We start from the raw sequence: 12657 nt of genomic DNA, 5'->3' as shown, positions 1-12657 counted from the left end.
GAATCTGGCGAATGAGTGTTCAAAATAACATAAGTTCATATTACGAATCGAAGTTTGAAGAATATTAACTTTTCTTTTTTTATTTTAAAAGTATATAATATATATAAGATATTTCAAAATTCATGTATGGATAGTCATAAACTTTATAAAAATAGAGATGGTAATGTTTAAGTAAAAACAATTTCATTTTTTGACACTGCCATAAAATAGATGAAAAGAACGGAGGCGGAGAATGGAATCTGCTAATAAAATACTTATTGTTGATGATGATGTAAATATATCGGAGCTTTTAAAGATGTACATCGAAAAAGAAGGATATAAATGTGTTCAGGCATATAACGGAAGGGAAGCAATAGAAAAGATGGATGACACAATAGAGCTTGTGATTCTGGATATAATGCTTCCCATAATGAACGGGTGGGATGTCCTGAAGGAGATCAGGAAAAAGTATGATACGCCCGTAATAATGCTTACTGCAAAAGGGGAAACCTTTGATAAGGTTCTGGGACTTGAGCTTGGAGCAGACGATTATATAGTAAAGCCGTTTGAACCCAAGGAACTGATGGCCAGATTGAAAGCCGTACTCAGAAGGTATAAGCCGGCAGAGGCAGAAAAGGTCATAAGCTATGATGGAATAGTAATCGATATGGATAAGTTCCAGGTTGTGATCAAAGGCCGCATTATCGAAATGCCTCCTAAGGAACTTGAACTTTTATATTTCCTGGCGCAGAATCCAAATAAAGTGTATACAAGAGAGCAGCTTCTAAACGAAATATGGGGGTACGATTTTATAGGCGACTCAAGGACCGTTGATGTCCATGTAAAAAGGCTCCGTGAAAAAATAGAAACGGAAGGCGTAAACTGGAGCCTTAAAACTGTATGGGGCGTTGGGTATAAATTCGAGGTAAGACAATGAAAATAAAGCTTCCTTCGATGAAACACAGCCTCTATTCCAAACTTCTGATCACCTATTTTGGAGTGATGGCCATAAGTTTCATGTTTCTTGCTGCGGCTTTTTCGGCGTGGTTTAAAAGTAATTATTATAATGAAAAAAAACAGGCGCTTTTATCCCAGGCACCTATACTTAACAGTTTTTACGAACAATATGGAAACGGTAATTTAAAACCGGATGATCTTTTTGCCGACTTAAGGGTAATGGATGCGTTGGTAGACTCGAGAATATGGTTTGTCAATTATTGGTATGAGGTTGTCGGCGTATCGAGCAGTGAAAATCAGAATCTTATAGGGACGTCTTTGCTGAACGACGATGTGACAAAGGTGCTCAAGGATGGGGAAACCGTTGTAAAGGAAGATGTCTTTAGCGATATTTTCAAGCAGCATATGCTCACTGTAATGTTTCCCCTCGTTATAAATAACCAGATTGTAGGAGCGGCTGTTTTCAATACATCTGTTCAGGGAATCGTAAGTGGTCTTATAAAAATTTATAAATTTATCTGGATTTCAGCTATTTTTACAATATGCATTTCAATTTTTGTAATATATTATTTCTCACAGCGGATATTGATAAAACCTTTAAATGAAATAAATAAAACCGCCAGGCTCATTTCGAATGGTGAATTTAAAAAAAGAGTCAAGAATATTTCAAAGGATGAAATCGGACAGCTTGCAGAAACATTCAACCATATGGCGGATGCTCTTGAGAATCTTGAAAACTTAAGAAGGGATTTCATAGCAAATATCTCTCATGAACTCAGATCGCCCATAACATCCATAAGAGGATTTATACAGGGGATACTCGATGGAACAATTGCCGAGGATAAGGAGAAATATTATCTGAAAATCGCACTTAGCGAATCTAAAAGGCTTACCAGGCTCATATCGGATGTGCTTGATCTGTCAAGGCTCGAATCGGGAGAATTTTCTCTGAAAATAGGTAAATTCGATATAAACGAACTTATAAGGATAACTATAATAAGATTTGAAAAAGAAATAGAGGAAAAGGATCTATCCGGCAATGTCGTATTATACGGTGACGAGCTTTATGTATTGGCGGACAGAGACAGAATAGGTCAGGTTGTATCCAACCTTATAGACAATGCAATAAAATTCACAGGTAATGGCGGTATCATAACGATAAAGACAAGTATAGAAGACAGAAAGGTGGTAGTTAGCATAGGGGATACGGGTGTCGGCATACCCGAAAAGGAATTGAAGCTCATATGGGATAGATTCCATATGGTAGACAAGTCAAGGAGCACTAAAAAGGGGACTGGCCTGGGACTTTCTATTGTCAAGCAGATAATAAAGCAGCATGACGAAAGCATATGGGTTGAATCTGAAGAAGGCAAGGGGACAACATTTTACTTTACTTTGACGCTTGCATGATGTCAAAATTAGTTTACATGTTGTTCACGTAATATTCAAACAGGGCAAATATAATAAAAGCGTAATAAATAAGAAGGTTAAATTAACCGGAGGTGTTAATATGGATTTTAATAATGATAATATAAACAAGAATCAGGAAAATCAAGGCCAACCTGTTAATAATTCATATGATGACAAGACTGCGGAATATCCGCAGAATTTGGGAGGTTACAATTTCAATTCCAATCCCCAGGAGGATGAGCAGAAGAACAGCTATATAAGCGTCAAAAGTTTACCGAGGAAGAGGCACTGGTTTAGAAGAGCGCTCTCTTATATTGCTTGCATAGTTATCTCGGCTCTGGTAGGCGGTGTGGCAGGAGGGGCATATGTAAATTATTATAATGGCGGCAGTATCAATAAATCATATACTTTTCCCTCGACATCGGACCAGAATTCAAAGACAAACTCCATAAGTTATACCCAGCCTTCAAGCATTATTGCAAAAATAGCTGCGGAAACAGGGCCTTCTATAGTGGGAGTCGATACAGAGATCGTAAAGGAAGGGTTCTTTGGGCAGAATCAGGTGGCCGAGGGCTCAGGATCCGGTATCATATTTGATAAAAGCGGATATATCGTAACAAACCAGCATGTTATAGACGGCGGCAGAAAGATTACAGTTACACTGCCTGGTGGGAAGAAGCAGTTTGTAGCAAAGGTAGTGGGGCAGGATACCACAAGCGATATAGCTGTTCTTAAAATTAATGCAACCAATCTTCCCGTAGCAAAATTCGGCGATTCTTCAAAAGTAAGGGTCGGAGATCTTGCAATCGCCATAGGAAATCCTCTGGGTGAAGAATATGCAGGATCTGTAACATCAGGCGTTATAAGCGGATTGAACAGAAGCGAGAACATACGTACGGATGATAATTCGGGAAATGTGAGAAGTTATAAGCTAATACAAACCGATGCGGCGATAAATCCGGGCAACAGCGGCGGAGCGCTTATAAATGAGAATGGAGAGGTAATAGGTATAAATTCCATAAAATTCGTAGACAGCAATGTCGAGGGTATGGGATTTGCAATACCTATAAACGATGCTAAAACGATCATCGAGCAGCTTATGAAAAATGGGTATGTAAGCCGTCCGTATCTTGGCGTCTATGTTGTTACAATTACCGATGAGTTGGCAAAACAGTATAGTTGCCCTGCAGGTGTCGGAGTGGATTCGGTTCAGGCAGGAGGTGCAGCCGAGGCAGCGGGTATAAAGGCCGGCGATGTTATCCTTGAAATAAATGGTGTAAAACTTCCAACTTCCGATGATCTTATAAATGAGCTTCAGAAGCATAAAGCTGGAGAGTCTGTAAAGCTCAAGGTATGGCAAAAGAGCAGCAATAGTACTGCAACAGTAAATGTGAAACTCGCTGAAAAAAGTCAACAGACTAATTAGCATATAAAAGATATTGAATAACATATAAAAATCCTTCCAGTAAAACTGGAAGGATTTTTATATGTAGTGGGATGGGGAAAATGAATTAATGTACATTCATTATTATATCCTCTTTAAAATTTTTTATTACCATTTTTTCGTTTTTTCTGTAATTTTTTCTGTAATATTTTATTAACCGATATATTTTAAGGGGATTACATTATAACTTATGTAAATAAAGGGATATCTCTGTCATATGATTTTTTTATTTCATATTCCATCTTGCATTATAATATATTTATTGATTGCTAAATAAAGAGAATGGGTGGCGCGTGAATGTGAAATATGTAATTAAATTCATTAGTATTATTTTAATTTCCACTTTATTTTTGATATTTGTTTTAATTGTAAATTCAAAAATAAATTTTATTGAAATCCCGTACATGACATACATATCCGGATTTGTCAGTACAGAAATCGGAATTATAATTTGCGAAATAATTCCAGCAGTATTGATTTTTATTTATCTGCTGGTGGAAATAACCGATTTCAGGCATGATACGAGCAAACATAAAAAAATGATAAACAGAAAGAGGCAGCGCAGGAGGACCCGTTATATTCAGGAGACAAACAGGGGACGGTTAACTGTTAATAATTAACAGAGACCGTCCCCCTTCCTATATATGGGGAAAAATAGTATTATATAAATAAAGTATATGGATGCATATTTTATATCATTAGAATATTATTCAAATAGGCTGTATGGACCTTAAGCACATAAGAGAAGGAGAGGTAACATGTACATAATTGCTGGTCTTGGCAATCCCGGGATAGAATATCAGGATACCAGGCACAATACAGGATTTCACGTAGTCGATTATTTCGCATATAAAAATAATATAAAGATAAGCAAAAAAAAATTTAAAGGGATGTGTGGCGAAGGTGCTATCGATGGAGAGAAAGTTTTGCTGCTGAAGCCTGAAACATATATGAATTCCAGCGGTGAGAGCATAGTTGATGCTGTAAATTTTTATAATATACAGCTATCGAACCTGATAGTCGTATATGATGACGTTAATCTGCCCGTTGGAAGGATAAGGCTCAGGCCGTCGGGAAGCGATGGAGGCCACAATGGCATGAAATCGATTATATACCAGCTTGGAAGCTGCGGGTTCCCGAGGGTGAGGGTCGGGATAGGCATGAATAGGGGCGATCTTATAAATCATGTTCTCGGAAGATTTGACGATTATGAAGCAAAGATAATAAATGATGTTGTAAAAGTCGCAGCAGAAGGTATAGAATATATCATAAGGTATGGAATAGATAAAGCCATGAATACTTATAACAGTTACAAACATGAATCGTTAATGCAAGATGAATAAATGGCGACTGATTTTGTTAATAATAGAAATATAAACCTGATGGCATTAAGCTCTCAGGTTAATATGCTTTTGTCTTAAAATGAGGTGTAATATATGAACGGACTTATCAAACCCTTGTATGAAATGAACGAATTCAATCTTCTTCTCAGCGATATAAAAAAGGGCCTGAATCCTGTTGCCGTAAACGGATTATCTGGGTCCAGCAAAAGCCACATCGTTTATTCTGTTTATGATTCTGTCAATAAGCCTGTGATGCTCATAACTTATAATGATATGGAAGCAAAAACAATATATGAAGATTTATGTTTTTTTACAGACAAGGTATATTACCTTCCGTCAAGGGAGGCGATGCTGTATGATATTGAAGCCGTAAGCTGGGATATCGCAAGCGAGAGACTGAAAGTCATAAATGGAATAATGGAAGGGGATAACTGCATTGTTGTAACTTCTGTCGACAATATCGCTCAAAGGTATATAGATCCGAATATTGTAAGGAAGTATTCTCTGAAGTTCAAAGTTGGCGATGTAGTAAATTTAAGCGATATTATAAATACTTTTATTATTGCAGGATATGAAAGAGTGGATATAGTGGAAGGGAAGGGACAATTCAGCATAAGGGGAGGCATAATCGATTTTTTCCCGATGATATGCGATAAGCCTTACAGGATGGAATTATTTGATGTCGAGATCGATTCTATAAGGCAGTTTGATGTGCTTTCACAAAGATCGACGGAAAAGGTCAACTATGCCCAGATTTTTCCTGCAAGGGAAATGATTGTTTCACGTGAAACAATACAAAAAGCATATGAAAAAATAAAAAATGATGCGGAAAGTCAGATCAAAAATTTCAGAAGCAAAAAAAACAAGGAAGCTGAAAGCCGATTAAGGACCAGGATGGGCAATATAGCCGAGAAACTTAAAGAGAGCATTTATTTTGAGGGGATCGATAGCTTTTTCCCGTATTTCTATAGCAGGTCTTTTACGCTATTTGACTTTTTTAAGGATAAACCACTGGTTATGGTCGATGAACCGCAAAGAGTAATTCAGAGAATAGACACTCAATCTTTTGAATTTCAGGAGCTATACAAAACCATGCTTGAAAAGGGAAATGTAATGCCCCTGCAGGGAGAACTTTTATATCCAAAGGGTGAAGTTTTAGGGTCCATACGTGAAAATAAATTACTGACACTCAATCTGTTCCCGAAAAATGTGGAAAAATTTAGGCCGGTTACAGCAGTGAACTTCTATGCGGTATCCATTCATTCATATGATGGCAAAATAGAGCTTTTAATCGAAGACATAAAAGACTGGAAGTTAAAAAAATATAAAGTGGTTATATTATCGGGAACACCTGCAAAAGGGCGAATGATAGCGGAAACTTTAAGGGAAAAGGGTATTGAGACAGCATATTATGATGTTTATCCGGAGGATATTCTGCCGGGACAGATTATCATAACAAACGGCGCAATATCGGAAGGGTTTGAATATCCTGCAATACATTTTGCAGTCGTTTCGGACAGGGAGATATTCGGAGAGAAAAAGCACAGAAGAAGGTTTATGTCTCAAAGCGGGGTATCATCGAAGATAAAAAATTTTACGGATCTTAAGATAGGCGACTATGTCGTCCATGTAAATCACGGTATAGGTATATTTCAGGGCATCGGACAGCTTACAGTGGATGGAATAAAAAGGGACTATCTCGATATAAGATATGCCTCAGGAGATAAACTATATGTTCCGGTGGAACAGCTGGATCTTGTACAAAAATATATAGGTTCCGAGGGGAAACCTCCCAAGATATATAAACTTGGCGGCACCGAATGGAGTAAAGCGAAGGTCAAGGTCAAGGAATCCATTAAAAAAATGGCTGAAGACCTTGTCAAGCTCTATGCAATAAGGCAAAAAGTCGAGGGGCATGCTTTCTCGGCCGATACGCCGTGGCAGGCACAGTTTGAAGAGGAATTTCCTTATGAAGAAACTCCTGACCAACTGACAGCCATCGAAGAGATAAAAAGGGATATGGAAAGTAAAAGGCCTATGGATAGGCTACTTTGCGGCGATGTGGGATATGGTAAGACCGAAGTTGCACTGAGGGCTGCATTCAAAGCTGTTATGGATGGAAAACAAGTCGCTTTTCTAGTGCCGACGACAATACTTGCGGAGCAGCATTACAACAATTTTATGCAGCGATTTGCAGACTTTCCTGTAAAAGTAGATATGATAAGCAGGTTCAGGTCTTCGTCGCAGCAGAAGAAAACATTGGGGGAGTTAAAAGAGGGAAGCATCGACATACTGGTCGGAACTCACAGGCTTCTTCAAAAGGATGTGGTTTTTAAGGATTTAGGGCTCTTAATCATAGATGAAGAGCAGCGTTTTGGCGTCGCCCATAAGGAAAAGATTAAAAATATCAAAAAAAATGTGGATGTGCTCACATTGACTGCGACACCTATTCCGAGAACCCTCCATATGTCGCTTTTAAATGTGAGGGATATGAGTATAATCGAAACACCACCGGAGGAAAGATACCCTGTTTCCACTTATGTCCTGGAGTTCAATGAGCAGCTTATAAGGGATGCCATATTGAGGGAACTGAACAGAGGAGGGCAAGTATATTTTGTATATAACAGGGTGGAATCTATAAAGGATATGTTCGCAAGGCTCAGTTCACTGGTGCCGGAAGCAAGGATCGGCATCGGGCATGGGCAGATGAGCGAGCATGAGCTTGAGAACGTAATGGAGAGTTTTTTAAAGCGTGAATATGATGTCTTGCTATGCACTACCATAATCGAGACGGGGCTTGACATACCAAATGTGAATACACTTGTAGTATACGACGCCGATAAGATGGGCTTATCCCAGCTTTACCAACTAAGGGGGAGGGTCGGAAGGTCCAACAGGATGGCATATGCCTATCTTACTTACAGAAAGGATAAGGTTCTTGCAGAGGTAGCTGAAAAGAGGCTGGAGGCTATAAAGGAATTTACCGAGTTCGGCTCCGGTTTTAAAATAGCCATGAGGGATCTGGAGATAAGAGGAGCCGGAAATATGCTTGGCGCTGAACAGCATGGGCATATGGAAGCGGTAGGATATGACATGTACTGCAGGCTTATTCAGGAAACAGTCAATGAGATAAAAGGAGAAGTATCTTCAGCACCTGTGGAGACATCTGTGGATATCAGCATAAATGCATATATAGACAGCAGTTATATAAGCGATGAAACGCAAAAGATTGAAATATATAAAAAGATAGCCTCCATAAGGGATATACAGGACATGTATGATATACAGGAGGAAGTTGAAGATAGGTTTGGGGATATACCCTGTGCATTGCAAAATTTATTGAAAGTAGCATATATAAAATCCGTCGCATCCAAATGCGGTATTTCAGCTATATCCCAAAAGGGAGACATTATAAATCTCTATTGCAATGAAAATATTTCTTTAATATCTAAGAATATGATTAAGCTTGCCGGCAAGTTCGGCAAGGTGCTTTTATTTAATTCTTCGAAAGTTCCGTATTTTTCATTGAAGGTTAATAAACTCAAGGACGATGAGATATTAAAACTGCTGCAGGAATTGCTTGGGGCGATGAACAATCTGCAGGTCGTAAAGACTGCATAGCAGATTTAAATACCGTGCGATATATATGTATTTGTATTATAATATATTTAATGCACTCGTTTGGAAAAAAGGCTTATAAAGCATAAAGGAGAGGGATTGATTTGGGAAAATATAAGAAAAAAGCAATGCTCTTTTTAGCGTTGGCCATGGCAGCCGTCGTATCTTTATCCGGCTGTGCGTTTATAGAAAAGAGCAAGGGTGCGATCGCAAAGGAAAAGGTCGCAAAGGTGGGAAATCAGTATATAACCCGCGGTGAATTGGATCAAATATATAATTATGCGGAACAGGACATAAAAGAACAGCTTAAGGCGAGCGATTCGACGAAGTATACCGACCAGTATTTTTCAACTCAGGAAGGCAAGGATCTATTGAACGGATATAAGAAAGAAGTTCTGAATGATATGATTCAGGATAAAGTGATTGAGGAAAAAGCGACCGAACTGAAGATTTTTAAAGATGAGAATGAAATTAAAACCGAAACTAAAAAAATTATAGATAAAATAAAAGAAGGCAAGACCGACGATGAGTTTAAAAAATGGATGTCCGATAATAAGTTAAGTGATGATCTGTTGAATAAACTTGCCAGAACCCAGGTTATACGCCAGAAAGTTGCGGAATACGCAACCAAGGATGTTACCGTATCCGATGATGAAATCAAAAAGTATTATAATGATAATCCATACAGTTTTACGGAAAAACCGGATACCATGGCTGTTTCCCATATACTGGTAGGCGAGAATGATCTCAATCTTGCAAAGACCATAAAGCAGAAACTCGATAAGGGTGAAGATTTTGCTGCTCTTGCAAAGCAGTATTCGACGGATTCCGGGACGAATAAGCAGGGTGGGAGCCTCGGAGAGGTTCAGTATAATGACCCTAATTATGATTCGGATTTTATGAAAGCGGCTATGGCTCTAAAAGAAGGGCAGGTCAGCGAACCTGTTAAGTCACAGTATGGATACCATATTATAAAAGTTACAAAGAAGACCGAATATCCTGTAAAACCTTTGGATAAGGTTAAAGATGACATTAAAACTACCGTTTTAAACCAGAAAAAGCAGCAGAAATATGAGGCTGACTTTAACGATTGGTACTCGAAGGCTAAAATACAGACATATGATAAGAATATAAGCAATTCAAAATAATCAGGGGCTGGCAGCATATTTGAGTGTATTCAGATATAAAATATGTAATCAATCATATCCATGAAAGAGGCTGTCTCAAAATAAATTTTATATACAAAATATTGACTTCACAAATTGGAGATGCTTAATATTTTGTATTGTTTATTTATTATGAGACAGCCTCTTTTTTAATAAAATTTTACAAACATGGCTTTTATGTGTATATTTTTTTTAAAAATGTAGAAATATATTTTTAGGAGTTAAATGATTATATTTTGTGCATTTAACAGAATATGAATAAAATGTATATAAATGCAGAATAATATTTACAAGAGAAAAGCTTTAAGGAGGGACATTATGAAAGCAACCGGTATTGTAAGGCGTATAGACGACCTCGGAAGGGTGGTTATCCCCAAAGAGATAAGAAGGACATTAAGGATAAGGGAAGGAGACCCTCTCGAAATCTTTACTGATCGCGAAGGTGGAGTCATATTAAAAAAGTATTCACCTATCGGAGAATTGAGCGATTTTGCAAAAGAATATGCAGAATCACTCCAACAGTCATTAGGACATACGGTTTTGATATCAGATAAAGATACTATTGTTGCTGTGGCAGGGGCGACAAAGAAAGAATACATGGATAAAAGGATCAGCGAAGATATTGAGACGATTATGAATGAAAGAAAAACCGTTATCCGGACCGATAAAAATAACGGTAACGGTTTTGCCATATCAGCTGACGAGGAAGACGGCACAAAGTATACTTCACAGGTAATAGCTCCGATAATCGCAGAAGGCGATCCTATAGGCTCGGTGATAATCTTATCCAAAGAGGCTGATACTATTATGGGTGATACTGAAAGAAAACTTGCAGAAACAGCCGCAGGTTTCTTGGGCAAACAGATGGAACAATAAAAAGCAGCAAATGCTGCTTTTTTTATGCTTAAGAATAATTAACCGGCCTGACTTTTCCAGGCCGGTTAATTTATACACGTCATAAACCTACAAGTGTCATAAAGGCAGACTCTTTTGTTATCATATTTTATATTTCCCCTGAATAGCATAATTTGAAAAGAATTTTATTTTAGTTCTTCGATTCGCAATTTGAGATTCAGCATAAATAAAATTATGTTTTCCGAATATTGCAATGAACGTTATGAAAGTTTTGGTGAATCAGAGTTTAATGCAGTATATAAAGGGGGTAAAACATGAAAGATAAACAAAGCTTTGTGACCGGTGCGATCATACTGGGCGTGTCGGGTATCGTCGCAAAGTTTTTAGGGCTGTTTTTCAGATGGCCTGTTACAATGCTTATAGGCGACGAGGGCATAGGCATATATCAATTGTCGTATCCTATATATATGTTCATACTGGGCATTTTATCGGGTTTCCCTGTTGCCATATCCAAGATGGTCTCCGAGAGAATAGCTACAGGGAAAGATTATCAGGCATACAGGGTTTTTAAGGTTTCTCTCAGGATACTTAGCATAATCGGCGCTGCCGCTTCAATCCTGCTGTATATTTTTGCCCCATTGATCCTTAAACTATTGAAATGGAGAAGCGATGCATATTATTCGCTGATTGCTATTTCTTTTGCTCCCTTTTTCGTATCCGTTATGAATGGTTTCAGAGGATATTTTCAGGGCATGCAGATGATGTCCATGCCAGCGGCGTCTCAGATAATTGAACAGCTTGGAAGGGTTATAGTGGGGGTAGGTCTTACATATATATTTATGCCTTATGGCGTGAGCATAAGCGCAGCAGGTGCGTCATTCGGAGCATGCGCGGGCGCCATACTCGGGTGCATATTGCTTTTTGCGGGATACATGGTTCAAAAAAAAAGATTTTTAAAAGCTGCGGTTCTTGATAAAAGTCAGGATGAAAATATTGTAAAAGAACTTTTAAAAATCGCGCTTCCCATATCCATCGGAATGACGGTAGGGTCGATAATGTCTTTGATAGATTCAGCGGTTGTACCTGCCAGGCTTCTTGCAGCAGGCTTTAGTCAGAAAACGGCAACCGAGCTGTATGGTCAGCTTACGGGGAAAGCCCACGTCCTTATCAATGTGCCTCTGACTTTTTCTGTTGCACTTGGAACTTCTCTTGTTCCTGCAATGTCGGAAGTAAAAGCCATAAGAAATATGGATAGGATCAAAAACCGGGCCGAAAGTGCCATAAAAGTATCTATGATCGTAGCCATCCCGTCCGCAATAGGCCTTTTTATACTGTCCGGTCCAATACTGCATCTGATTTTCCCGGGCAGGGGAGAAGGCGGGGAAATACTGAGACTGCTTTCGATAAGCGTGGTTTTCATAGTTTTGGCACAAACCCTTGTGAGCATACTTCAGGGAGTGGGAAACGTCACGTCGCCTGTAAAAAATATAGCCATCGGAGCATTGTTCAAGCTTTTTTTTGTCTTTATATTGACCTCGATGCCCATGCTTAATATTAGCGGTGCTGCGATATCGACCATCTTGGGTTATGCTGTAACTGCGGTGCTCAATTTTAAAGACGCCTCGGAATGTGCTTACATATCCTTTGATATTGACAAGATGTTTTTAAGGCCCCTTTTATCCGGAATCGCAATGGGCATCATAGTTAATATGTCATATAACAGGATGATAATATTATCCGGAAATAACGGCATAACTACCATTTTATCTATAATAGCTGGTATAATAGTTTATATGATCATGCTAATAATAACAGGAAGCGTATCCGCCAGGGATATCAATAATTATATTAAATACAGAAGGAAAAGAAAAAGGTGAAAACAAAA

At 38.4% G+C, this 12657-nt stretch carries 8 protein-coding genes; all 8 read left to right on the top strand.

The genetic code is table 11. The features are described from left to right. Window positions 1-232 precede the first annotated feature (232 nt). Window positions 233-916: a response regulator transcription factor gene (locus QME45_09575; GenBank protein MDI6618905.1), complete on the top strand. Its 684-nt coding sequence runs from the start codon at window positions 233-235 to the stop codon at window positions 914-916. After that, on the top strand, window positions 913-2346 hold the full coding sequence (locus QME45_09570) for a HAMP domain-containing sensor histidine kinase (GenBank protein MDI6618904.1): 1434 nt from the start codon (window positions 913-915) through the stop codon (window positions 2344-2346). The genes QME45_09575 and QME45_09570 overlap by 4 nt, the downstream gene beginning before the upstream one ends. Before the next feature lie 100 nt (window positions 2347-2446). After that, entirely contained in the window at window positions 2447-3772 is a 1326-nt protein-coding gene (locus QME45_09565) for a trypsin-like peptidase domain-containing protein (GenBank protein ID MDI6618903.1), read from the top strand. Between the two features lie 776 nt (window positions 3773-4548). Next, window positions 4549-5133 carry an aminoacyl-tRNA hydrolase gene (gene pth / locus QME45_09560; GenBank protein ID MDI6618902.1) on the top strand — a complete coding sequence of 195 codons (585 nt, stop codon included), beginning with the start codon at window positions 4549-4551 and terminating at the stop codon, window positions 5131-5133. Window positions 5134-5226: 93 nt separating this feature from the next. Beyond that, complete coding sequence (gene mfd, locus QME45_09555; protein ID MDI6618901.1) at window positions 5227-8754, top strand: transcription-repair coupling factor; 3528 nt, start codon at window positions 5227-5229, stop codon at window positions 8752-8754. A 101-nt stretch (window positions 8755-8855) separates the two neighbouring features. Next, window positions 8856-9899 carry a peptidylprolyl isomerase gene (locus QME45_09550; protein ID MDI6618900.1) on the top strand — a complete coding sequence of 348 codons (1044 nt, stop codon included), beginning with the start codon at window positions 8856-8858 and terminating at the stop codon, window positions 9897-9899. 336 nt (window positions 9900-10235) lie between these two features. Further along, window positions 10236-10793, top strand: a complete 558-nt coding sequence (gene spoVT, locus QME45_09545; protein ID MDI6618899.1) for a stage V sporulation protein T — start codon at window positions 10236-10238, stop codon at window positions 10791-10793. Window positions 10794-11086: 293 nt separating this feature from the next. Beyond that, entirely contained in the window at window positions 11087-12649 is a 1563-nt protein-coding gene (locus QME45_09540; protein MDI6618898.1) for a polysaccharide biosynthesis protein, read from the top strand. Window positions 12650-12657 lie beyond the last annotated feature (8 nt).

It is taken from the genome of Clostridiales bacterium (genome assembly GCA_030016385.1).
Classification (GTDB): domain Bacteria; phylum Bacillota; class Clostridia; order Clostridiales; family Oxobacteraceae; genus JASEJN01.
The sequence above is the reverse complement of the archived record's forward strand: the minus strand, read 5'-3'. Positions and strand labels throughout refer to the sequence as shown.